The following is a 22,386-nucleotide window of genomic DNA, read 5'->3' as shown; positions in this document are numbered from 1 at the left end:
AACGAAGCGCGAGAGTCGCCGACGGCTCCACGCCTACACCTCGTCGTCGGCGATCGGAACCGGTTCCTGGCGCCGCAGCTCGAGCAGCCGGGCCCACCACGCCGCGAGGAGCGCATCGAGGCCGGTGCGCGCTGCCGCGCTGACCGAGTACACACCGAATGCGCCTGGCGCTGCGACGTCCGGCACGTAGTCCTCGCCCAGCAGATCCAGCTTGGTGAAGACCACGCAATGCGGCTTGGCCGCGAGCGTCGCGGAGTACTGCTCCACTTCGTGCCGAAGCTGGTCGTACTCCGCCTGCCAGTCCATCGCGTCGATCGGGATGAGGAACGCGAGGATGCGCGTACGTTCGATGTGTCGCAGGAACTGCAGACCGAGTCCGCGGCCCTCGTGCGCCCCCTCGATGATCCCCGGGATATCGGCCACCACGAACGTGCGATGGTCGCTCAGCGGCACGACGCCGAGGTTGGGGGACAGCGTGGTGAACGGGTAGTCCGCGATCTTGGGTCGCGCGGCCGAGATGACCGACAGCAGGGTCGACTTGCCGGCGTTCGGTTGCCCGACCAGCCCAACGTCGGCAATGAGGCGCAACTCCAGCTCGAGCGTGCGTGCCTCGCCTTCCTCGCCAGGTTGCCATTCGCGCGGCGACTGATGTGTCGCGGTAGCGAAGAACGCGTTGCCCTTTCCTCCACGGCCGCCCCTGGCCACGATGAGGGATTGCTCGTGTTCCAACACCTCGCCGACAAACGCGCCGGTGTCGAGATCGCGAATGATGGTCCCCGGAGGAACCGGAAGCGTCACGTCCTTGCCGGATTTGCCCGTGCGGTTGCTGCCCTCTCCGTGGTTCCCGCGTTCGGCAGACCACGCATCGCGGTACGTGTAGTCGAGCAACGTGGTCAGGTTGCGATCAGCCACCACGATCACGTCCCCTCCCCGCCCGCCGTCGCCGCCGTCGGGCCCGCCCATGGGGACGAACTTCTCGCGACGGAACGAGGTGGCCCCGGATCCACCGGTCCCTGCTGCCACGCGGACGACAACGCGATCAATGAACATCGTGAGCGAGGACGCGCGTGAAGAGGAGGTGGTAGCGTTCGTGGTCACCCTCCCCGAGCATGTCGGCCAGGGCATCGAGGGTGCTGCGAACGTCGGATGCCGACGCCCCAGCGTGCAGTGCGCCGTGCAGGTGGGAGTGCAACTGACGATCCTGTCGGGCCGCAGCGCAGGCGGCGACGATGCACAACTCGCGTCGCGGCAGGTCGAGCTCAGGCCGCGACAGGACCTTGCCGTACCCGTCCACGATCATCCACGCGTCGAGCGCGGGATGGAGCGCGCGGATGTTGTGCCGGAGGCGCTGGTAGAACGGCCCATAGACCACCGCGCACGTGCGCTCCCCGCTCTCCGCCCAGCGCTCCGATTGATCGTGTCGTTCACCGTCGTCGTGCAACGGGGCGGGACGGCCCGAGAGCCGGCGCCATTCGCGCGCGGCGTTGAGCGTGCGGGGGAACCCGGCGAACAGGTACGATTGCAGGATGACCTCCTCCACCCACTCGGGGCGCACGACGTCCACGGCATCGGCGATCCGGGCGCGCACCTCGGCCTCCGGGCCCGCTGCGACTGCCGCAGCGAGCCGCACGAGGGCGGCCAGTTCGTCGTCGAACACCAGCACGTTAGGTGTGACTGCCGCGACCTCCGTCATCGAATCCCCGCCGGTTGCATCATTTGTCCGCCGTCCGTGGTCACGCGTCGATCGAACGCACGTCGCCGACCACTTCACCGCGCGTGTTCCGCACGCGGGTGCGAGCGAAATCCTGCAGGCGTTGAGGGAGCGGGTCCGGCAATGCCCCGAGCAGCTGCAGCAGTCGCAACACCGCGGGATACTGAGCGCGCGTCGCGCCGTCCTCCACCTTCACGGTGCAGCCCAGCCCGCGATCGAGGATGGCCACGGAGTGTACCCCTTCGGCGCCGACCTTGGGTACCACGTTGCCGGATGTTTCCTCGACCACCAGCGAGTCGAATCGATCGGACCCGCTGAACAGGAGCGGTCGCGTCCGGATCGCGCGCATGATGCGCGCCGGAATCTCCTCCCCGCGCGTCGCGCTCGTCGCGAGCATCGCGTAGGCGCGCGACATCTGGGCCAGCGGCAGGCCGAAGACCACAACGCCGCAACCATCCACGCCGCGCTCGATCTTCTCCGCGGGCACGCTGGTCCAGCGCGCCACCGCCTCGAGGGATGCGACCTGGACGGGGTGACCGTCGCGTTCGTAGCCCTGGGTGGGCCAGCCGCTCAGGTGCGCTCGGCCGAGCATCGACGCGTGTTTGCCCGAGCAGTTGTTGTGGAGTCGGCTCGGTGCGGCCCCTGCCTCGCGCAGGGCCTTGGCCCCGCGCCGCGACAAAGGCTCGTGCGGACCACAGGCCAGATCGCCTTCCTCCAGTCCGATCGACTGCAGCATGTGCGCGGCCACGGCAACGTGTTCAGGCTCTCCGCCGTGTGACGCGCACGCCAGCGCCAGCTCGTCGTCGCCCCAGACCAGCTCGTCGAAGCCGCCGGTCTCCAGGAACGGCATCAACTGGAACGGCTTGGCGCAGGAGCGCCACGGCGAATGCATGAACGGATCTCGCGCCACGCCAACCAGTCCGGTGGCAGCGTCCCACACCGCCGCGTGTACGCGATGCCGTGACTCGATCATGCTGCCACGACCGACAACGACATCAAGCTGATAGGTCTGCATGGGAGGTGCGCCGTGGCCCGCGGAGGTCCGATGAAGATAAGTGGACGGGTGCTCGCACCGCTTGCCTCCCCGAGAACGGCTGGCCTAGCTTCCACGCCCATGACTGCCCATTCCGTGCGCGTCCCTCGAAGCCGACTGCAGGAGCTGTTGCACGGCATGCGCGCCCGGCGCGTGGCGATCATCGGCGATGCCATGCTCGACGTGTACCTGCGCGGCGACGTCGATCGCATCTCCCCGGAGGCGCCCGTGCCCGTGGTGCGAGTGCGGGAGCGTCGCTACGCGCTCGGTGGCGCGGCGAACGTGGCGCAGAACGTGGCCGCCTCCGGTGCCGAGGGCACGCTGGTGGCCGCGGTGGGCCGGGACGCATCCGCCGAGCGCCTGCGCGCGATGTTGCGCGAGATCGGGTCGGACGACCGGGCCCTGCTGTCCGTGCAGCGTCCAACGACCACCAAGACGCGGCTCGTCGCGCGTTCACAACAGGTCGTCCGCTTCGATGAAGAAGAGGACGGGGATCTGGAGGCACCCGACCTCGAACGATTGCTCTCCGCGCTGATGGCGGAGGTCGCGATGAGCGACGCGCTGGTGCTCGAGGACTACAACAAGGGCGTGCTGGTCCCTTCCGTGATCGAAGCCGCCATTGCGGCCGCGCGGGCGCGCGGCATTCCGGTGATCGTGGACCCGAAGTACCGCAACTTCTTCCACTATCGCGGCGCAACGATCTTCAAGCCGAACCGCCGGGAGCTGGAATCGGCGTTAGGCGCCTCGGTTCGTCTCGAGGACGCGGGAACCCTCCCGGCCACGCTCGCGCGTCTGGGCGCGGAGTATCTCCTCCTGACGCTCGGGGAGCGAGGGATGGCGCTCGTGTCGTCCGGTGGTGCTGTGGACCATATCTCGTCGACGGCGCGCGAGGTCTACGACGTCGTGGGCGCCGGGGACACGGTGACCGCCTACCTGGCAACGTCGCTCGCCGCGGGCGCGACGGCACTCGAGGCAGCCGTGGTGGCCAACCTCGCCGCCGGCGTCGAAGTCGGGAAGCTTGGCGCCGCGACGGTGACGCCGGACGAGATCCTGGCCGCCTTCGACGACGCCGAGGCCATACCGGCCGCGCGCGGTCACGCGTAGGTTGCGGGTGCGGGCCCTTAGCTCAGCCGGTTAGAGCAGCGGACTCATAATCCGACGGTCCTGGGTTCGAGCCCCAGAGGGCCCATGGCAGTACTCACGGTGCATATCTGACGTCGCGCGCCTGTCCGGCCGGACTTCCTCACCCTCGGCCGACCCGTTAACCTTCCCATCCCTTGCGCCGACCTTCGGTGCATGCGGTCGCGTAGCTCAGCTGGTTAGAGCGCTGGTCTCACATACCAGAGGTCCGGGGTTCGAGTCCCTGCGCGACCACTTCCGCCACGATGTCGTCTCCGTGGCCGCATTCAGGGCGCCTCGATGGTCGAGGCGCCTTTCTGCTTCACGACCACGCGACCGCGCCGGTAGTGGGAGTCCACCGCGGACGCGTGGAGCGCCACCACGAGACAGGGTGGCTTCCGCCGACCGTACGTGCCCGGTCCGGCGCTACGTCTCGGCGGCGGCCCGGATGTCGGCGTCGACCATCAGCTTCACCAGTTCGTTGAACCCCACGGCGGGCGTCCACCCGAGCTCCGTGCGCGCACGCGACGCATCGCCCTGCAGGTGATCGACCTCGGAGGGGCGCAGGTACCTCGGGTCCAGTTCGACGTATTGGCGCCAGTCGAGGTTGGCGTGGGTAAAGGCGGCTTCGACGAAGTCGCGCACCGAATAGGACGTGCCGGTCGCGACCACATAGTCGCCCGGTGCGCGGTGCTGCAGCATGCGCCACATCGCGTCCACGTAGTCGCCGGCAAAGCCCCAGTCGCGCCGCGCGTCGAGATTGCCTAACGCGAGCTTCTTCTGCTTGCCGGTCACGATGCGACCCACGGCCAGCGAGATCTTGCGCGTCACGAAGGACTCGCCGCGGCGAGGTGACTCGTGGTTGAACAGGATTCCGTTCGCCACGAACATGCCCCACGCCTCACGATGGTTGATGGCGTGCCAGTGCGCCGCGACCTTGCTCACCGCGTACGGACTCCGCGGATGGAACAGCGTTGCCTCCGATTGCGGCGGCCGTGCGGCGCCGAACATCTCGGACGAACCGGCCTGGTACACGCGCACGGCGCGGCCCGTACGCTCGATGTGCTCCCGCACCGCCTCGAGCAGGCGCAGCGTGCCGGTCGCGACGATATCGGCCGTGTACTCCGGCTGGTCGAACGACACCCGCACGTGGGACTGCGCGGCCAGGTTGTAGACCTCGTCCGGCTGCACGGCCTCCACCACGCGACGCAGCGAACTGCCGTCGGCCATGTCACCGTAGTGCAGCCGGAAGCGCGCCTCCAGCGCCGGGTCGAGCGCGAGATGGTCGATGCGGCCGCGATTGAACGTCGACGACCGCCTGACGAGTCCGTGGACCTCGTAGCCCTTGCCGAGCAGAAGCTCCGCAAGGTAGGAGCCGTCCTGGCCGGTAATGCCGGTGATGAGCGCTTTCTTCATGTGGAGACGAAGTCTAGTCGTCGGTGGCCGCGTGCGGCGTCATGGCGCCACCACCTTGCCGTCGAGCGCGGCTCCAAGGCGTGTGGCCCGGGCGAGTGCGGCGTCGTCGAGTCGCGCGGCGACGTACGTGGCGTCATCCCCGTGACGGACAGAAACCACTTCGCCCATCCGGTGAAGTTCGGCGAGCAGCTTGCCGTTGGCATGATCCAGCCGGAGCGCCACGAGCGGCGTGTGCCGGCGCGCCGCCGCCAGCAGCGCGTCGCGCAGCTCGACGGTCCCCTCGTCGCCCCCGATCGCCGAGCAGAACACGTGGCGGGGAAAGAGATTGCGGGCACGCGTTCGAAGGCCATCCACCTCACCCACCGACAGCTGGTCGACCTTGTTGAACACGTACACCACATCCTTGTCGTGGACCCCAAGCTCGCCCAGCACCTCGTCGACCACCTCGCGCTGCTCCTCCCAGAACGGGTGCGAGGCATCGATCACGTGCAGCAGCAGCTCGGCTTCCAGCACCTCCTCGAGCGTCGCACGGAACGAAGCGACCAGATGGTGCGGCAGCTTGCGAATGAAGCCGACCGTGTCCGTCACGACCATGCGCGTCTGTTCGTTCAGCGCCACCTCGCGGGTGAGCGGATCCAGCGTCGCGAACAAACGGTCCTCGACAAAGATCTCCGGTGCGTGCGACAAGGCACGCAGCAACGACGACTTGCCGGCGTTCGTGTAGCCCACGAGCGCGGCGCGAAAGACATGTTTGCGCGCCTGTCGCTGCACGAGCCGCGATCGCTTCACCTCGGCCAGCCGTTCCTTGAGCAGGCGGATCCGATGGCCGATGAGGCGTCGATCCGTTTCGAGCTGCGTTTCGCCGGGCCCGCGCATGCCCACGCCGATACCGCCGCGCGTCTTCTCCAGGTGCGTCCACATCCGGGTCAGTCGCGGCAACATGTACTCCAGCTGCGCGAGTTCGACCTGCATCTTCGCTTCGCTGGAACGGGCACGGGTGGCGAAGATGTCGAGAATCAGCTCGGCGCGGTCCATCACGCGCTTGCCGATGGCATCCTCGATGTTCTTGCCCTGGGACGGCGACAGCTCGTCGTCGAAGATGACCAGCGTCGCCTCGAGGTCGCCGGCGAGCGCGGCCAGTTCTTCGAGCTTGCCGGAACCCAGGTAGGTGCCAGGGTGCGGCCGATCGATCTGCTGGGTCAGCGTGCCCACGACCCTGGCGCCCGCGGTGTCCGCGAGACGTTCGAGTTCCTCGAGGTGCTCCTCGACGTGGTGCCGTGCGTTCGTGCGCTTGCGCGGTGCCCCCACGAGAATCGCCCGCTCGACGGGCGGCGTCAGGGAAATGGGTTCGCGGGAAATGGCGGCGGAGGGCTCGGGGGTTTCGGAGCTGGGCCGGCGCACGGGGACGCCGGGACGAGGGCGCCTAACGAGCGCCGGAAAGCGTGGAGAACCGACCGCGCTGGTCGTACGGACGCGTGAAGTTGCCGATCGGGGTTCCGAACGTGATGTCACCCTGCACGCGGTACTCCACGCTTCCGGTGTTCATCAGCTGGCGGCCCGCGGCGCCCACGCCCGCGTACGAGAAGTTGAGCGGCAACCGCACGGTCGTGCTCTCGCCCTTCTGCACCTGGAATCGCGTGTTGTATTCGCCGTCACCAAACTTTACCGAGTCGACGAGAATCGAGTACGTGAGTCGTGAACCGTCGAGCCGGTAGCCGTTCGGGTTGTACACACCCAGCACCACCTCGATCGACCCGCCCGTGAGGCCGAGCCCGGTGACGCGGCCGTCCTTGAAGGTCACGACCGGCTCCTTGAAATCGCGACCCAGTGCGCCACACGCTGTGAGCGTCGCCAACAGCACTGCCCCGCCGATTGTACGCATACGTCGAGTCATCACCTGGGTTCCTCCAGCTCCGTTCGTGAGGCGTCCTCTGCCTCGGGCTCAGTCATGCTCCCCGCTCCCTCGGCGCGCCGCTTGAGATCGGCCCACCACTGCAACCGCTTCCCGATATCGCGCTCGAAGCCGAATGGCCCCGGCGCATAGAGCACCCGGTCGCGCACCGCGTCCGGCAGGTACACCTGCGGAATGTAGGCCGTCGGGTCGTCGTGCGCGTACTGGTACCCCTTTCCATAACCCAGTTCCTTCATCAGCGACGTGGGGGCGTTGCGGATGTGGAGCGGAACCGACTCGGCGGGGAACTCGCGCGCGAGGTCGAGGGCCGCCTTCCAGGCCACGTACACCCGGTTCGACTTGGGTGCCGTCGCGAGATACACGGCGGCCTCCGCGAGGGCCAGTTCGCCTTCGGGCGACCCCAGCGCCTGATAGGTGTCGCGCGCGGCGAGTGCAATCGCCAGGGCCTGCGGATCGGCGAGCCCCACATCTTCGGCGGCAAAGCGCACCGTACGCCTGGCGATGTACATCGGATCCTCGCCGCCCACGATCATGCGGCCGAGCCAGTACAGGGCTCCCTGCGGATCGCTTCCTCGCAGCGCCTTGTGGTAGGCCGAGATGAGGTTGAAGTGCTCTTCGCCGCTCTTGTCGTAACGTGCCGCACGGAGCTGCATCGCGTCACGAATGACCTCTGGCGTCAAGTGCCCGCGCGTGCCGGCGTGTTGCGCCGCGGCCTCGAGCGCGTTGAGCGCGCGCCGTGCATCGCCATCCGACTCGCGCGCGAGCCACGCGAGGGCGTCATCGTCCGCGACGAGTTGCTCCCGCCCCAGGCCCCGCTCCTCGTCCGCCAGCGCGCGGCGCAACAGCGCCTCGAGGTCGGCCGCGCCAAGCGCAGTGAGCACAAACACGCGTGTACGACTGAGCAGCGCGCCATTCAGCTCGAACGAGGGATTCTCCGTCGTGGCGCCCACGAGCGTGACGATGCCCTCCTCGACCGCGGGCAGAAAGGCATCCTGCTGCGCCCGATTGAAGCGGTGGATTTCGTCGACAAACAGAATCGTGCGCCGACCCATCGCCAGGCGACCCCGGGCGTCGGCAATGATCTCCCGCACGCGTGGGACGCCCTCGGTGACCGCCGAAAACGGCACGAACTCGCGCTCTGCGTAGCGTGCGAGGAGGAGTCCGAGCGTCGTCTTGCCCGTCCCCGGCGGCCCCCAGAAGATCATCGACGTCGGCACGCCTCGCTCGATCGCCTGCCGCAGCGCCTTGCCCGGGGCCAGCAGGTGCTCCTGCCCGACGAACTCCTCCAGCACCCGCGGCCGCATGCGTGCGGCCAGCGGCTCAGCCTGCGCGGAGGCGGCAAACAACGACGTGCCGACGTCAGGACGACGACGAGCGGGCATGTCAGTCCGGCGCTCCCGCGGCCTCAGGCTCGAGGCGCAGCCGCTCGACCGTGAGCCGCACCGCCGACTCCGCGCCCACGGATGGCCGGAACTCGCCCCGCGTCAGGGACCAGCTGCGTTTGCGCAGACGCTGCAGGCGGCGCAGTCCCTTGCCTTGCAGCAGATAGAGCCACCGGTCCGACGGCGCGAAGACGAACAGTTCGAGATTCGCGGTGAGCGTGACCTGTTCACCTCCGCCGATCATCGTCACCTCCGCGCCGGCATACGTCGCCCACGCCTGCTTCGAGCGGGCGATGGCATCGCGCACATCACTGTTCTCGAGCGACGTTCCGCGCCACGCCCGATCGGTCCGCCAGTCGTCGAGGCGGACGTCCACCGCCGGCGTCAGGTGTTCGACCAGCGCGAGGAGGAGCTCGATCGTGCGATCGGCATTCGGCACGAGTTGCGCCTCAAAGACGCCGTCGCGCGCACCAAACACGAAGCCTTCCCACCCGCTGCGAAAGTGGGGCCAGATGACCGACTCGGGGTGCGGGCCGCGGATGAACACCAGGCGATCGATCAGCGTTGGGATGCGGACGCCAGCTCACGCGCGCGGGCCAGCAGAACCTCGCGGTCATTGCGCGCCGGATCCTCGAGCACGAAGTCCCGGAGCGCGCGGAGCACCTCACCCAGCCGCGGGCCCGGCACGACGCCGGCTCCCTGCATCAGGTCTTCTCCATCGACCACCAGGTCCGAAATCTCGACCGGATCACGATACGCGCAACGGATCGATCGCCGGTAGAGCCCGCACCACGCCCGGGTCGCCGCACGGCGCGGCGCAGCCATCGCCATGCGCAACGTATCGGCGAGGTCGGCGCGGCCGGCCTGCGATGCCCAGTGCCTGAGCGTGATGTCCGTCACCGGCGCGGCCGCGATCAGCGCGGGTCGCAGGGCATGCGCCACGGTGGTCGCATGTGCCAGCCGCTGCACGTCGCGGTTGGAGAAGCGGAGTCCGGTGAGAAGCCCGACCACATCGTCGCGCCCAAGGCCGGTGAGGATCGCGCCGAGCCGGACGAGGGTGCGACGGCGCGCGATCCCGGCGTCGGATGATGCGTCGGGCAGCGCGAGACCGTCTGCCGCCTCCAGCACGGACGGCGGTGCCGCGGCGAGCGCGGGGAGGAGTTCGCGCAACGCGCCGCTCCGGGACCACAGGCGCAGAGATCGCCCGGGTTCGCGGACCTGCTCCAGCGTCTTCACCAGTTCCTGCTGCACACGTTCCTTCGAGAGGCGGTGCAATGCGGGCGCACTCTCCACGATTGCATCCCAGGTCGCTGGCGCGATCGTGAAGTCGAACCGTCCGGCAAACCGGAGCGCACGCAGGGCGCGCAGGCGATCCTCCGCCATGCGTCGACGCGGGTCGCCCACCGCCGCCACCACACGACGTGCGAGGTCCGCGCGCCCCCCAAACGGATCGTGCAGGAGGCGACGCGAGGGCGACCACGCCATCGCGTTGATCGTGAAGTCGCGCCGGGCAAGATCCTCGTCGAGCGACGCGCCGAACTCCACTTCGGCGTGCCGCCCATCCGTGCGCACGTCGTGCCGGAACGTCGTGACCTCATGCGGCGTTCCCGAGGGATCGAGCACGGCAATCGTGCCGAAGGCTTCGCCCACCGGGATGGTGCGCCGGAAGAGACGCCGCACCTGGGGCGGAGTGGCCGCGGTGGCGAGATCCCAGTCGAGGTGGGGAATCCCGAGCAGCGCATCGCGCACGGCCCCTCCTACGCACCACGTCTCGTGACCGGCCTCCTCGAGGCGTCGGGCAATGTCGAGCACCGCATGCGGCACCTCGAACGTGGGCACCGACCCTTCAGGCATCGAAGACGTCACGAAGTTCGTCGCCCTGCAGCCCGGCCCCGAGTGCGAGCATCAGGTCGATGCGGGCCTGCTGGGGTCGACGTGATCCGGTGAAGATGGCGCCAAGGTTGGCAAGGTGCCGGCCACCGCCTTCGTAGCCATACGTCTGTCCGACTCGACCGCGCGGTGCACGCGATGCCACCACCACCGGAAGCCCCGCCGCCACACACCGCCCGATCGCGGACGCCATGAGCGGCGGCACATTGCCGCGGCCGAGCGCCGCGATCACGACCCCGCGCGCGGTCTCGCAGGAGCGGTCCACGAGGCGGCCGTCGGCCCCGGAGAACGCCACGATGATGTCCACCGGTTCGGCGAGCGCCGATGGCGCGAGGACGGCCTGGCGCGCGCCTAACGACCTCCGGAACACCACCTCGCCGTCATCCACGACGCCGACCGGGCCAAGCCCCGGACTCTCGAAGGCATCGAGCATGTGCGTATGGGCCTTGGTCACGTCCAGCGCGGAGAACACGCGACCGTTCAGCACCACGAGGGCGCCGTATCCGCGCGCGTGTGTGCTGGCCGCCACGCGGACGGCATCGGACAGGTTGGCGGGCCCGTCCCAGCTCAGTTCGCTCGCGTTGCGCATCGCACCGGTGAAGACGATCGGCTTCTCGGTGTCGATGGAGCGCGTGGCGAGGTATGCGGACTCCTCGATCGTGTCGGTCCCGTGCGTGACCACGACACCGTCGATACGCGGATCGTTGACGAGGGCCACCAGTCGATTGCGCAGCGCCCACTCGCGCTCCACGGTCATGTGCGGCCCGGGGTAGCGGCCGAACTCCTCGACGCGAACGTCGGCGACCTCCTCGATGCCACGCGCCGCGGCCAGGATCTCCTCGGCAGCCAACGCCGGGACCGCGCCGCCAGCGACGGCATCAAAGCGCATGGAAATCGTGCCGCCCGTGAACACCAGGGCGATCACCCGCACAGCACGCTCCCGCCGTTCACATTGAGGATCTCACCCGTCACGTGGCGCGCCTGCGGGGCACACAGGAAGACGATCGGCGCCGCCACATCTTCGGGGGTGGCAATGCGCCCCACCGGGATCCCGCGGGCAATGCGCTCGCGTCCACCGTCGGCGTACGGCACCTCGCACATCTCGGTCTCCACCCAGCCCGGTGCGACGCTGTTGACCGTGATCCCGAGCGCCGCGACCTCGATGGCCACCGACTTCACGAACGCGATCATCGCACCCTTGCTCGCGCCGTAGTCGGCGTGCATCGCCTCACCGCGCTGGCCCGCGGTGCTGCTCACCAGGACCACGCGCCCGCCCTGGCCCATGTGGCGCAACGCGGCGCGTGTGCTGTAGAACATCCCGTCCACGTTGGCTTTCATCGTGTGCAACCAACGCGCATCGCCCATCGACGCGACGGGTTCTTCTTCCACCGGCCAGATGCCGGCGTTCCCCACGAAGATGTCCACGCCGCCCCAGGCCTCCGCGATCCTCGCAAAACACGCATCGACCGCGGCGCGCTCGGACAGCTCGGCCGCCACCGCCATCGCCCGCACGCCGCGCTCGCGCACCTCGGCGACCATCGCTTCGGCAGTGTCGGCACGCGATCGGTAGTGGATCGCCACGTCCGCGCCACACGCCGCCAGCAGGCGCGACGTCGCCGCGCCGATGCCGCGCGAGCCTCCGGTCACGACCGCGCGTTTGCCCCGCAAGTCGATCACGCCAGCGCCTCCTCGATCGTCTCGCAGATCACGTGTTCGAGACACAAATGCAGTTCCTGGGCACGATCGGTCCGATCGGTGGGGATCACGACCGCCACATCCGCCAGAGCGCGCAGCGCGCCACCATCGCGAGCCGAAAACGCCACGACCTTCGCGCCCTTGCCGCGGGCCGCCTGGGCCGCGCGCAGCACGTTCGGGGAGTTGCCACTCGTCGAATGGATCACCAGCAGGTCCGTCGCCTTCACCAGGCCCTCGACCTGACGTGCAAAGATGTCCTCGAACCCAAGGTCGTTGCCGGCCGCCGTCAGCAGCGAGGTGTCGGTGGTGAGCGCGACTGCGGCAAACGCACCACGATTGCGCACGTAGCGCACCACGTATTCGGTCGCGACGTGCTGCGCATCGGCGGCGGATCCTCCATTGCCACAGAAGAAGAGCGTGCCTCCGCGAGCAAGCGTGTCGCGCATGAGGACCGCTGCGTGCGCCACGGCCGTCGGCAACTCCCGGGAGGTACGCTCCGCGACCGCGGCCAGCTCCGCGAGACGCATACGCACGCGCGCGGCCACGCCAGCTTCGAATGTCGTCATCGCCTCAGCGCCCCACCGTGAAGAGCTCACGCAACCGGTCCCAGATCGACTTGTGCTCTCGCAACTGTGGCACCGCCTCCAGCATGTGATCCTCGAGCACGTGCCGAGGGTTGTCCTCCATCAGCACGCGTGCGTGGCGCTCGCCACCGACTTCGCGGAGCCAGAGCCTCACCGTGGCCAACGATCGCGAATCACCGTGATTGTCACTGGCCAGAATGTCCGCGACCCCCTCGGCGAGCATCAGGCGCGAGAACTCCGCGCGCGGTCCCGTCGAGAGCAGCAGCAACGCATCGCCCTGCACCACCACGCCGAAGTCGCGCCAGATATGCAGCTTGTCGATCGTGATGCCCGCATAGCGCTCGGGGTGTGCGATCACCGGCACGATGCCGCTGGCGCGCAGCCGCATCAGCTCGTCCGTCGAGTCAGGCGAGAGCGGAACGCGAGGGAACTCCACGAGCACGGCGTGCGAGCCGCCAAGGCCGAGCCGGGTGGAGGTGAGGTCTGCACCCGGCCCGTCGAGCATGATCTCGAACCCCGAATGCAGCACCATGCCCCCGGGCGCGTCGGCGCGCAGCCGATCGAGAAGTGCCCGATGCTGGTCGATCGGGGCGTCCGCGACCGCGGACGCGGCCAGATGCGGCGTGCATGCGATCTGCTTCACGCCTTCCTGCCAGAGTCGCTCGAGCACGCGGATGGAGTTCTCGTGCGTCGGTGATCCATCGTCGACGCCGGGAATGAGGTGCGAATGCAGGTCGATCACGGGGACGTCGCGATGGATGAGAGCGTGCGCAGCACCTCGAGGCTCCGCGCCTCGAATCGGGTCGGGTCCGACGCCATGTCTTCAATTGCCCGTGTCACGAGCGCATCGATGGCCAGGAGGTCGAGCGCGGTGGTCCGATCCGCGCCTTGATGCTCGATCACCCGACGCGTCGCGTCAACCGCAGCCGCCACCAGGCCCTCGGCGGACGCGGCCCTGCTCCCGACCGAAAGGGCCTCGGCGTGTTCACGGAGGCGCGCGGGGACGGCATCGCGCGAGAACCAGCCGACGGCCTGGGACATCAGGCGCCGATGAGCGTGCGCACCACCCGCTCGAGCGCCGCCAGGCCGTCACCCAGCCGCGCCGGATCGGGAATGCCCGCCTGCGCCATGTGTGGCTTCCCGCCCCCGCGCCCGCCGGCCAGCGCCGCGAGCTCACGCACCACGGCATCGGCACGCGCCCCCCGATCGCGCGCATCGTCCGTGGCCACCACCAGCAAGGTCGCCTTGCCGTCGGCCAGCGCCCCGCCTAACGCGGCCACGCCACTCCCCAGTTGCTCGCGAAGCGCATCACCCATCGCCTGCAGACTTCGGGCGTCGTCGACCTTGACCGTTTGTGCCACCAGGCGCAGGCCCTCGACCACGGGAGCCGACGCGACCCACGCGCGCACCTGATCTCCGCCGCCGCGCAGCGCGTCTTCCAGCTTGCGATCCAGGGCGCGCTTTTCGTCAACCAGCGCCTGAACCTTTCGGACGACCGTGTCCGGCGTCGCCTTGAGGACCTCGCCAACCCGATCGAGCGTGCGCTCGCGCTCGCGCAGCAGCTCGTAGGCGCCACGACCGGTCACCGCTTCGATGCGGCGCACCCCCGCCGCCACGCCGGTCTCGCTCAGGATCCGGAAGAGCGAGATCTGGCCGGTGTTGCTCACGTGCGTGCCGCCGCACAGTTCCACCGAGAGCCCCGGGATCGAGACCACACGCACCACGTCCCCGTATTTCTCGCCAAACAGCGCCATCGCGCCCGAGGCCACCGCCTCCTGATACGGCTTTTCGTCGGTATGCACGTCGACGGATGCCCAGATTCCGCGATTGACGGTCTCCTCGATGCCGGCGAGCACCTCAGGCTTGACCGGACCATGGTGCGTGAAATCGAACCTGAGGCGATCGGGTGCCACGAGCGACCCGGCCTGGTGCACATGGTCGCCGAGTGCGGCGCGAAGGGCCGCGTGGAGCAGGTGCGTGGCCGTATGATTGCGTTCCGTGTCGCGGCGTCGATCCGAGGGCACGCGCGCGATCGCCCTCCCAAACCCGACCTGACCCGAGCCCTTGCCGATCGCGGCGGTACGGCCCTCGAACTTGCGCACGTCGTCCACGTCGACCCGCCATCCCTCGCCAACGATCTCGCCGTGATCGGATACCTGGCCGCCGGACTCCGCATAGAACGGCGTCTCGCGCAGCATGACGGCCACACGACCATCGTCGAGCGCGCGCACCGCAGTCACCTGCGACTCGATTTCCACGACGCCATACCCGACGAAGCGCGTGCTCTCGCTGGCGCCCGCCTGCCGCTGCCCCTCACTGGTCTCCCACGCCCAGGTCTTCGCCGCATCGACGTCGACGCCGAGCTTGCGGGATTTGCGCTCCTCCTGCGACTGCGCGCGCTGCGAGCCCAACGCCGACTCGAAGCCGGCGATGTCGACCGTGTAGCCTCGCTCACGCGCCATGAGTTCGGTGAGATCGATGGGAAATCCGAACGTATCGTACAGTCGGAACGCATCGTCGCCGGACACTGTGCCACGCACGCTCGCCGCACCCTGCCCATGGGGGGCCGGCGCCAGTTCGTCGAACCGACGCATCCCGCCCTCGATCGTCGCCAGAAACCGTTCCTCCTCCGCGCGCGTGGTCTCGGCAAGGTGCGCCTGCCGCTGACGCAGCTCCGGGTACACGTCGGCCATGTGGTCGATGACGGCCTGTACCACGTGAACCAGCGTGGGCTCGCGGCGTCCCAGCAACCAGGCGTGGCGCACCGCGCGGCGGAGGATGCGACGCAGCACGTACCCGCGCCCTTCGTTGGAAGGGAACACGCCGTCCGCCAGCAGGAACGCAACCGCACGTGCGTGATCAGCCAGCACACGAAACGACGCCGAATGCTCGTCGAGCGCCCAGTGACCGCTGGCGTCGCGCGGCGCGTAGCGTCGACCGACTACCCGCTCGATCGTTTCGATCAGCGGAGCAAACGCATCGGTGTGATAGTTGTTCGTCACGCCCTGCATCACCGCCGCGATGCGCTCGAGACCTGCCCCGGTGTCGACTGACGGCTTGGGCAGCGGCACGAGCGTCCCGTCTGCCTGCCGGTCAAACTGCATGAACACCAGGTTCCAGATCTCGAGGAACCGCCCTGCCTCACCACCTTCGATGAACGCCTCGGTCGAGAACTCGGTGCGATCCGTCGACGTCCATTCCCCGTGCGCGCCTTCCGGGAATCGCCAATCCTTCGCGAGGTGCGCGAGGTCCACGTAGATCTCCGAACACGGTCCACACGGACCGGTGTCCGCCATCTGCCAGAAGTTGTCCTTTTCCCCCAACCCGTAAATGCGCGAATCGGGGAGCCCCGCGACCTCGCGCCACAGGGCACGTGCCTCGTCGTCCTCGCGGAACACCGAGACCCGCAGGTGCGCCGGGTCGATGCCCAGGTTACCCGCCGACTGCGGCCCGGTCACCCACTCCCACGCAAATCGGATCGCATCGCGCTTGAAGTAGTCGCCGAACGAGAAGTTGCCCAACATCTCGAAGAACGTGTGGTGGCGCGCCGTGTGACCCACCTGCTCGAGATCGTTGTGCTTTCCGCCCGCGCGCACGCACTTCTGCGACGTGGTGGCGCGCCGCCCGCTGGCCGGGGACTCAAGCCCCAGGAAGACCTTCTTGAACTGCACCATGCCGGCATTGGTGAACAGCAGCGTGGGGTCGTCGCCGGGCACCAGCGTGGAACTCGGCAGCACCGCGTGCTGGTGTCGCCGGAAATAGTCGAGGAATCGGGAACGGATCTCGGAAGCGCGCATAGCGGCTGAATATAGGCGCTCCCCGTGACCTTTTGGGCGAACCATCGGGTCATGGCTGATTGTCCAGCGTCCCCACCGACGGCTACTGTTCGCCAGCCTTCCCGTCCATGTCCCGCCCATCTGTCGACGCCCCCAGCCTGCGAGTCCCCGGTACGCCGGTCGCCCCGGTGACCCATGCGCCGTCCGCGCCCTCTGCGGCGCGTGCGATCCGCGCGTGGATGATCGCCAGCGCACTGGCGGTGGTGCTCACTCTCGTCGTTGGCGGCGCGACTCGGCTCACCGAGAGTGGACTGTCGATCACGGAGTGGAAGCCGGTCTCGGGCGTCCTGCCGCCGCTCGACGCGGCGGCGTGGCAGCAGGCCTATGACGCCTACCTGCAGATCCCCGAGGCGCAGACCGTGCACCGCGGGATCACGCTGCCGCAATTCCAGACCCTGTTCTGGTGGGAGTGGGCGCACCGACTGTCCGCTCGTATCGCCGGACTCGTCATCGCCGTGCCGTTCCTCGTCCTGCTGCTGGCTGGGCGAATCCCTTCGCACCTGCGCTTCCGCCTCGCGTCGCTTCCGCTGCTCACCGCGGCCCAGGGCGCGCTCGGCTGGTACATGGTCACCAGTGGGCTCTCGGACCGGACCGATGTGAGCCAGTATCGCCTCGTTGCACACCTCTCGCTGGCCCTCGCGATCTACGTGATCGCGGCGTGGACGGCGTTCACCGTTCCCGTTAGGCGCGCGCTCGTGCACCGGGGCGCCCTGCTGATCGGTGGCTTCGCGTTTCTCACGATCGTGAGCGGCGGGTTCGTCGCCGGTCTGGACGCGGGACACATCTTCAACACGTTCCCGCGCATGGGCGATGGGCTGGTTCCGCCCGGGTACGGCCAGCTGTCGCCCGCCTGGCGAAACCTCTTCGAGAACGCCGCGAGCGTCCAGTTCAACCATCGGGTGCTGGCCGTGATCACGCTCCTGCTGGTCGCTGGCGTCGCGTGGCGCGAACGCCGCCGTCATGGTGCGCTCAGCGCTCCGTGGGTCGCGATGGTGGGCGCCGTCCTCGTGCAGGTGACGCTCGGCATCAGCACGCTTCTGCTCGGCGTTCCGCTCGGCATCGCGGCATTGCATCAGCTGGGCGCGGTCGCGCTCCTCACCACCGCCATCTGGGCTGCGAGCGCTCCCGTGCGGGTCAGCCCGGGTCAGTCCTCGGGTCCGTCCTGATCGTCGCCGCCCGACGCATCGTCGCCCGGCCCGAACACAGCACCCAGCACGAAGGTGATCACCGCCCCGTCGAAGCCGCGCCGGGCAAGGAAGGCATAGAGCCGACGGCGGGCCACGGCCCGATCCAGGGAGGCGAGTGCGCGCACTCGCTTGCGCGCCACGGCGAGGGCGGTGGCGCGTTCGTCGAGCCCAACGTCAGCAGCGACCTCGTCGATCGCGGTGCGGGCAGTGGCTGGCGCCACACCTCGGCGCGCGAGGTCCTGCTGCAGTCGGCGTTTCGAAACACCGGACCCGCTCGATTTCGCGTGCGCCAGCGCGCGCGCGAACACGGCGTCGTCCAGCACCCCGAGTTCGATGAGCCGAGTGATCGCGGCAGCTGCTTCGGCGTCGCTCGCGCCGCGGCGACGGAGCGCCAGGCTCAGGTCGCGAGCGGAGCGTGCACGCCCCGCAAGCAGCTTGACCCCGAGGTCATAGACCTGAAGGCGGCGCGCCGCTTCGGTGAGTTCCGCGGCTTCATGCGTCGAGAGGTTACGGCCAACCGCGAGCCTGAAGGTACCGATGATTTCCGGTGAGACGACCCCGTCGACGCCGCTCGCGGTCAGGACGAACCGCGAGCCGCTGGCATCGAGCGACCGCATGGCGGTCACAGTTCCAGGCTGGAAGGACGTGCGCTCGCGCAGCTGACCGCGCTTTCGATACGGTGTCATGGAAGGCTGGTTGCCAGACGGGCTAGCGGATATCGAGAAGAACTTGGCTCGCCGTGGGTGTATGTCGCGCAGGGAAAGCTGGTTGCCGGACGGCCTCGCGGGTTTCAGGAGGAAGTTCGCACCCGCCGCGGGCGCGCGGTCGCGCCGGCTGGTGTCTGCCCCTCGTCGCAATGGTCGGGCGCTGCAAGCCGTCGCCGTGACCACGGCCGCGTTGACATCGCAACACGTGCGATCGCCCGCGCGGGTCGGTCGCGACGGCCTCGTCTGCATCGCGCTGGTTCCCCTGCACTGCCGCTGCCGCCTCCCGCGCCTGGAGCCCTGGAACGGCAGAGGCCGGAGAGAGGCCCTTTGAGCAATGCGGGGTACCGGGCCCCAACATCCTCAGAGAACAACCCTCCGGCCTCAACATCGCCGGTGCCTGTGTATCAGAGCGACCTACTCTTCCACGACCTCCACATCTACCGGCTGCTCACCCCGCCGCAAGCCGAGTACTCCTTTCACCTTCTCCTCGACCTCGGCGAGCATCGCCGGGTTGTCCTTGAGGAAGAGCTTTGCATTTTCGCGTCCCTGGCCGATGCGTTGGCCACCGTAGCTGTACCACGCGCCGGACTTCTCGATGATGCCCGACTCGGACCCGATATCCACCAGCAGTGAGGAGTGTGAGATCCCCTCTGCGTACATGATGTCGAACTCCGCCTGCTTGAACGGCGGCGCCACCTTGTTCTTTACGACCTTCACCCTGACCTGGGACCCCGTGACCTCTTCCTTGTCCTTCACCGCGCCGATGCGACGGATGTCGAGCCGGAGCGACGCGTAGAACTTGAGGGCCTTGCCACCCGTCGTCGTCTCGGGGTTCCCGAACATTACCCCGACCTTTTCGCGCAACTGATTGATGAAGATCACGGCCGTTCGCGATCGGGCGATTGCACCCGTCAGCTTCCTGAGCGCCTGGCTCATGAGGCGGGCCTGCAGCCCCACGTGCGCGTCGCCCATGTCCCCCTCGATTTCCGCCTTCGGCACCAGCGCGGCCACCGAGTCGATCACGATGACATCCACCGCCCCGGAACGTACCAGAATCTCACAGATCTCCAGCGCCTGCTCTCCGGTGTCCGGCTGCGACACCAGCAGGTTCTCCACGTCCACCCCGAGCTTCTTGGCATACTCGACGTCGAGCGCGTGCTCCGCGTCGATGAACGCTGCCACTCCACCGGTGCGCTGCGCGTTCGCCACCACATGGAGGCAGAGCGTGGTCTTGCCGCTCGACTCCGGCCCGTAGATCTCGGTGACGCGCCCTCGCGGCACCCCGCCAATCCCGATCGCCGCATCCAGATTGATCGCGCCGGTCGGTATCCCCTCGATGCGAACGCGCGCGGCTTCGTTGCCCATGCGCATGATCGCACCCTTGCCACAGTTCTTTTCGATTTGCGAGATGGCCAGACCCAGTGCCTTCTTGCGGTCGTCCTGCATTGCGGATCCCGCCATACGTCACCCGATGGTGTGGTGTGGTCTGAGCACCACCGCGCAGAGAATCTACGAGGTGGCAGGAACGAAAACGAACCCCGAACAAAATACGAAGATCCTCGCTTGCTCTCAAGCACGGATTTCACCGCACGTCCAGGGCAAAGGCGTTTTCCACATGGCGTACACGAACTCGAGCCCCGGTCACCAGCACGCCCACTACGTCGAACCGGTAGCCTTCGCCCAGCCGTCCGTGGCGGTCTATCCAGGCGTGTGCGGATCGCGATAACTCTCGACGCTTCTTCCAGTTGACCGCCTCGATCGGCCCCCCGAACTCCGCGCCACGTCGGGCTTTGACCTCGACGAACACGACCGTGCCCCCGTGTTCAGCGACCAGGTCGATGTCCCGGTGGCCGGACCGATAGCGGCGCTGAAGCACCCGCCAGCCCTTGCGGACGAGCCAGCGCTCCGCGATCCGCTCGCCATCGAGCCCAAGCTGCTGCGTTGTCGTCGTCACACGGGGAGCATACGCTCGCCTCGCGCGAGGCGCGCCATCATCCTGTCCCGGGAGGAACCGAAATACGGCGGACGGGAGTGGGTGTTCGTGAACGGGTGGACGGATCCCTCACGCGTACCGTGGATGGGCGCATTGGTACCAAGCGCGGGCGGCGTCATGCTGTTGACGGTTAGGCCACTCCGGGGGCGCCGGACCCCGCTGGGGCACATTCAAGGCCTCGCGCGGGACGATCGGTTCCAAGCGAGAATCTCGGATCGCACGTCCACAGGAAAGGGGACTCAGTCACCGTGTGCGTCTGTAGCACCCGCCGTCTGGAACCGCTATCGTTCGCCCCGTTCCAGCGACGTCGCGCGGGACGCGTCCAGTCCGGATGAAGCACACGCGCTCTCCAATGTCGAGACTCGCTGAACCGCATGCCCAGCCCAGGCAGGCCGCCCCCTCACTGTCGACGCACGTGTCAGGTGTTGCCGAGCTCGCGCGCGCGGCGACGGCCCAGGATCACCAGGAAATACCCGGTTCCGCCGACCAGCAGCATCTCGCCCACGATCTCTCCCCAGTACAGCAGCGGCTCCGTCGCACGAGAAGCATACTGGTGGCCTGACTGGGCAATCTGCACGCGTCCGTCGCCGAAGAATCCGCTGACTGACTTCGCGGCGACACCCGCGACGAGCACCCAGCCGACGCCCATGACTACGCGTCCGACAGCCCGGGCAGGCAGCCCCAAAGGCCTCGGCGTCCGAAAACCGCGGCGATACCACGCGTACACGCCGCCAACGATCACCAGCGCGAGAGGCAGATTCACGACCAACAGCAGACCTTGGCGCATGTCTGTCCAACGTTCGGGTTCACCTGCGGCCGAATCACATCATGCGAGCGCAGCGAGCACACCATAGCTCCGCTGTCTGGCGCAACCCCCTGTTTGGCCGAGCCTGCACGCCTGCGTGGCGCTCCCGGCCCACGGCCTGAAGAAGTGGGATGGAGCCACCCAACTATGGCATCCGCGCCTTTGGTAGTCCGGCGATTGCATCGTGAATGACGCGAGCCACCGTATCGGGTCGATCGCGATGAATGGCATGTCCGGACTGTGCGACAACACGAAACACTGCGTTCTGCTGTCGGGCCGTCCACGTGCGCTGCTCGGCGTGCCAGATATCTGCGAGGACCTCCAAATCCGGGCGTAGCGCCGAGAGCAAGACAATGGGCGCGCTCAGTTTGGCGTCCGACTGCCGCGCCTGTGCCAGAGCGTCTTCCCACGCCGCCTCTTCAGCCAGCTCGGCACGAGGACCCGAACGGATGTTGGCGCTGTCGATCGCATCGAGGCGCCGAAACACCTCAGGGAAGGCACTTTCGGCCTTCCGATAGAAGTTCTCCGGGGTCGGATCGAGCAGAACGAGGCCCACGACCTCCGCCGGGAACTCACTCGCGAAGACTCGCATGTAGATGCCGCCGGCGGACCAGCCGACGAGCAAATACGGCGGCGCGAGGCGCGCGGCGGCAAGCGCGGCTCGAAGCTCCCGCGCGATGGTCAGCGCATCCCGAGTCGCCATACATATCTCGGAGTCGCCAAATCCCGGACGATCGTAGGCTACGACGCGAATCGCGGGATCGAGCTGTTGTCGGAGGCGGTCCCACGTCCGGTGGGTAGATCCCGCCCCTGCCTCGAGTACGACCGTCGGTCCGTTACCACGCGAAACAACGAGGCGCATTCGATGACCGTGCACCGACATCGCCAGTGTATCGCCGTGCTGTGCAAGGACGGTTTCCCCGAGGAGTGAGGCGACCAGCACGAACCCCACAGTGCGCGTGAGCTTCATCGTGTTAGGGGGTCGCTTGCTGCCTAACGAAGCTGTAGAAAAACCCGGCGTGGCCTCGCGGGCGGCAGAGACTTTGCAGGGTTCCTCAGAGAAGCTAGAGGGTGCGTTGCCCCCCGTCGAGGAGAGGTCCATGGCCCGCTACAAGC

22 protein-coding genes and 2 tRNA genes are annotated in these 22,386 nt (G+C 68.1%); 4 read left to right on the top strand and 20 right to left on the bottom strand.

Annotated features, from left to right (window positions below):
* Positions 1-33: 33 nt before the first annotated feature.
* The 3 genes from obgE to IT361_16720 are packed head-to-tail and all read right to left on the bottom strand — an operon-like array spanning position 34 to position 2,726.
* A complete protein-coding gene (obgE, locus tag IT361_16730) occupies positions 34-1,050 on the bottom strand; it encodes a GTPase ObgE (GenBank protein MCC6319319.1) in 1,017 nt (338 codons plus the stop codon).
* Complete coding sequence (locus IT361_16725; protein MCC6319318.1) at positions 1,040-1,693, bottom strand: carboxymuconolactone decarboxylase family protein; 654 nt, start codon at positions 1,691-1,693, stop codon at positions 1,040-1,042. The genes obgE and IT361_16725 overlap by 11 nt, the downstream gene beginning before the upstream one ends.
* A gap of 40 nt (positions 1,694-1,733) precedes the next feature.
* The gene (locus IT361_16720; GenBank protein MCC6319317.1) at positions 1,734-2,726 is read right to left on the bottom strand and encodes an asparaginase; all 993 of its coding nucleotides are present in this window, start codon (positions 2,724-2,726) and stop codon (positions 1,734-1,736) included.
* A 30-nt stretch (positions 2,727-2,756) separates the two neighbouring features.
* On the opposite strand from IT361_16720, the gene IT361_16715 reads away from it, so the two are divergent.
* The 3 genes from IT361_16715 (at position 2,757) to IT361_16705 (ending at position 4,118) form a co-directional block, all read left to right on the top strand.
* Complete coding sequence (locus tag IT361_16715; GenBank protein ID MCC6319316.1) at positions 2,757-3,848, top strand: D-glycero-beta-D-manno-heptose-7-phosphate kinase; 1,092 nt, start codon at positions 2,757-2,759, stop codon at positions 3,846-3,848.
* 11 nt (positions 3,849-3,859) lie between these two features.
* Positions 3,860-3,933, top strand: a tRNA-Ile gene (locus IT361_16710).
* Positions 3,934-4,044: 111 nt separating this feature from the next.
* Positions 4,045-4,118, top strand: a tRNA-Val gene (locus IT361_16705).
* A 171-nt stretch (positions 4,119-4,289) separates the two neighbouring features.
* Here IT361_16705 and gmd read toward each other — a convergent pair.
* From gmd to alaS, 12 genes are all read right to left on the bottom strand, one after another.
* Positions 4,290-5,279, bottom strand: a complete 990-nt coding sequence (gene gmd / locus IT361_16700) for a GDP-mannose 4,6-dehydratase (GenBank protein MCC6319315.1) — start codon at positions 5,277-5,279, stop codon at positions 4,290-4,292.
* A gap of 39 nt (positions 5,280-5,318) precedes the next feature.
* Positions 5,319-6,587: a GTPase HflX gene (gene hflX / locus IT361_16695; GenBank protein MCC6319314.1), complete on the bottom strand. Its 1,269-nt coding sequence runs from the start codon at positions 6,585-6,587 to the stop codon at positions 5,319-5,321.
* 115 nt (positions 6,588-6,702) lie between these two features.
* Complete coding sequence (locus IT361_16690) at positions 6,703-7,176, bottom strand: LEA type 2 family protein (GenBank protein MCC6319313.1); 474 nt, start codon at positions 7,174-7,176, stop codon at positions 6,703-6,705.
* On the bottom strand, positions 7,173-8,573 hold the full coding sequence (locus IT361_16685; GenBank protein ID MCC6319312.1) for a replication-associated recombination protein A: 1,401 nt from the start codon (positions 8,571-8,573) through the stop codon (positions 7,173-7,175). The genes IT361_16690 and IT361_16685 overlap by 4 nt, the downstream gene beginning before the upstream one ends.
* A 1-nt stretch (position 8,574) precedes the next feature.
* Positions 8,575-9,120, bottom strand: a complete 546-nt coding sequence (locus IT361_16680; protein ID MCC6319311.1) for a hypothetical protein — start codon at positions 9,118-9,120, stop codon at positions 8,575-8,577.
* 11 nt (positions 9,121-9,131) lie between these two features.
* A complete protein-coding gene (locus tag IT361_16675) occupies positions 9,132-10,427 on the bottom strand; it encodes a CCA tRNA nucleotidyltransferase (protein MCC6319310.1) in 1,296 nt (431 codons plus the stop codon).
* On the bottom strand, positions 10,420-11,394 hold the full coding sequence (locus IT361_16670) for an asparaginase (protein MCC6319309.1): 975 nt from the start codon (positions 11,392-11,394) through the stop codon (positions 10,420-10,422). The genes IT361_16675 and IT361_16670 overlap by 8 nt, the downstream gene beginning before the upstream one ends.
* Positions 11,385-12,167 (bottom strand): SDR family oxidoreductase, encoded by a 783-nt coding sequence (locus IT361_16665; protein ID MCC6319308.1) that lies wholly within the window; start codon positions 12,165-12,167, stop codon positions 11,385-11,387. Before IT361_16665 ends, IT361_16670 begins: the two co-directional genes overlap by 10 nt.
* Complete coding sequence (locus IT361_16660; GenBank protein ID MCC6319307.1) at positions 12,137-12,724, bottom strand: SIS domain-containing protein; 588 nt, start codon at positions 12,722-12,724, stop codon at positions 12,137-12,139. Before IT361_16660 ends, IT361_16665 begins: the two co-directional genes overlap by 31 nt.
* 4 nt (positions 12,725-12,728) lie before the next feature.
* On the bottom strand, positions 12,729-13,484 hold the full coding sequence (locus tag IT361_16655) for a hypothetical protein (protein MCC6319306.1): 756 nt from the start codon (positions 13,482-13,484) through the stop codon (positions 12,729-12,731).
* Positions 13,481-13,783, bottom strand: coding sequence for a hypothetical protein (locus tag IT361_16650; GenBank protein MCC6319305.1), 303 nt, complete (start codon positions 13,781-13,783; stop codon positions 13,481-13,483). The genes IT361_16655 and IT361_16650 overlap by 4 nt, the downstream gene beginning before the upstream one ends.
* Positions 13,783-16,539: an alanine--tRNA ligase gene (gene alaS, locus IT361_16645; protein MCC6319304.1), complete on the bottom strand. Its 2,757-nt coding sequence runs from the start codon at positions 16,537-16,539 to the stop codon at positions 13,783-13,785. The genes IT361_16650 and alaS overlap by 1 nt, the downstream gene beginning before the upstream one ends.
* Positions 16,540-16,646: 107 nt before the next feature.
* Here alaS and IT361_16640 point away from each other — a divergent pair, with 107 nt between their 5' ends.
* On the top strand, positions 16,647-17,744 hold the full coding sequence (locus tag IT361_16640; protein ID MCC6319303.1) for a COX15/CtaA family protein: 1,098 nt from the start codon (positions 16,647-16,649) through the stop codon (positions 17,742-17,744).
* Here IT361_16640 and IT361_16635 read toward each other — a convergent pair.
* The 5 genes from IT361_16635 to IT361_16615 all read right to left on the bottom strand — a co-directional run bounded on the left by IT361_16635 (position 17,723) and on the right by IT361_16615 (position 22,240).
* Positions 17,723-18,451 (bottom strand): RecX family transcriptional regulator, encoded by a 729-nt coding sequence (locus IT361_16635; GenBank protein MCC6319302.1) that lies wholly within the window; start codon positions 18,449-18,451, stop codon positions 17,723-17,725. The genes IT361_16640 and IT361_16635 overlap by 22 nt on opposite strands.
* A 435-nt stretch (positions 18,452-18,886) precedes the next feature.
* Positions 18,887-19,933 (bottom strand): recombinase RecA, encoded by a 1,047-nt coding sequence (gene recA / locus IT361_16630; protein MCC6319301.1) that lies wholly within the window; start codon positions 19,931-19,933, stop codon positions 18,887-18,889.
* Between the two features lie 121 nt (positions 19,934-20,054).
* Entirely contained in the window at positions 20,055-20,426 is a 372-nt protein-coding gene (locus IT361_16625; GenBank protein ID MCC6319300.1) for a YraN family protein, read from the bottom strand.
* Positions 20,427-20,883: 457 nt separating this feature from the next.
* Positions 20,884-21,252 carry a hypothetical protein gene (locus IT361_16620; GenBank protein MCC6319299.1) on the bottom strand — a complete coding sequence of 123 codons (369 nt, stop codon included), beginning with the start codon at positions 21,250-21,252 and terminating at the stop codon, positions 20,884-20,886.
* A gap of 163 nt (positions 21,253-21,415) precedes the next feature.
* On the bottom strand, positions 21,416-22,240 hold the full coding sequence (locus IT361_16615; protein MCC6319298.1) for an alpha/beta hydrolase: 825 nt from the start codon (positions 22,238-22,240) through the stop codon (positions 21,416-21,418).
* Positions 22,241-22,386: the final 146 nt, after the last annotated feature.

The organism is Gemmatimonadaceae bacterium (assembly GCA_020846935.1).
In the GTDB taxonomy this organism is placed as follows: domain Bacteria; phylum Gemmatimonadota; class Gemmatimonadetes; order Gemmatimonadales; family Gemmatimonadaceae; genus RBC101.
The sequence above is the reverse complement of the archived record's forward strand: the minus strand, read 5'-3'. Positions and strand labels throughout refer to the sequence as shown.

Bases quoted from the DNA above. Each gene is read 5' to 3' on its own strand.
- IT361_16685 (MCC6319312.1), bottom strand. From the start codon at position 8,573: ATGCCCGCTCGTCGTCGTCCTGACGTCGGCACGTCGTTGTTTGCCGCC.
- IT361_16675 (MCC6319310.1), bottom strand. From the start codon at position 10,427: ATGCCTGAAGGGTCGGTGCCCACGTTCGAGGTGCCGCATGCGGTGCTC.
- IT361_16650 (MCC6319305.1), bottom strand. From the start codon at position 13,783: ATGTCCCAGGCCGTCGGCTGGTTCTCGCGCGATGCCGTCCCCGCGCGC.
- IT361_16720 (MCC6319317.1), bottom strand. From the start codon at position 2,726: ATGCAGACCTATCAGCTTGATGTCGTTGTCGGTCGTGGCAGCATGATC.
- IT361_16635 (MCC6319302.1), bottom strand. From the start codon at position 18,451: ATGACACCGTATCGAAAGCGCGGTCAGCTGCGCGAGCGCACGTCCTTC.
- IT361_16640 (MCC6319303.1), top strand. From the start codon at position 16,647: ATGTCCCGCCCATCTGTCGACGCCCCCAGCCTGCGAGTCCCCGGTACG.
- IT361_16620 (MCC6319299.1), bottom strand. From the start codon at position 21,252: ATGCGCCAAGGTCTGCTGTTGGTCGTGAATCTGCCTCTCGCGCTGGTG.
- recA (MCC6319301.1), bottom strand. From the start codon at position 19,933: ATGGCGGGATCCGCAATGCAGGACGACCGCAAGAAGGCACTGGGTCTG.
- IT361_16725 (MCC6319318.1), bottom strand. From the start codon at position 1,693: ATGACGGAGGTCGCGGCAGTCACACCTAACGTGCTGGTGTTCGACGAC.
- obgE (MCC6319319.1), bottom strand. From the start codon at position 1,050: ATGTTCATTGATCGCGTTGTCGTCCGCGTGGCAGCAGGGACCGGTGGA.
- IT361_16715 (MCC6319316.1), top strand. From the start codon at position 2,757: ATGAAGATAAGTGGACGGGTGCTCGCACCGCTTGCCTCCCCGAGAACG.
- IT361_16615 (MCC6319298.1), bottom strand. From the start codon at position 22,240: ATGAAGCTCACGCGCACTGTGGGGTTCGTGCTGGTCGCCTCACTCCTC.
- alaS (MCC6319304.1), bottom strand. From the start codon at position 16,539: ATGCGCGCTTCCGAGATCCGTTCCCGATTCCTCGACTATTTCCGGCGA.
- IT361_16660 (MCC6319307.1), bottom strand. From the start codon at position 12,724: ATGACGACATTCGAAGCTGGCGTGGCCGCGCGCGTGCGTATGCGTCTC.
- gmd (MCC6319315.1), bottom strand. From the start codon at position 5,279: ATGAAGAAAGCGCTCATCACCGGCATTACCGGCCAGGACGGCTCCTAC.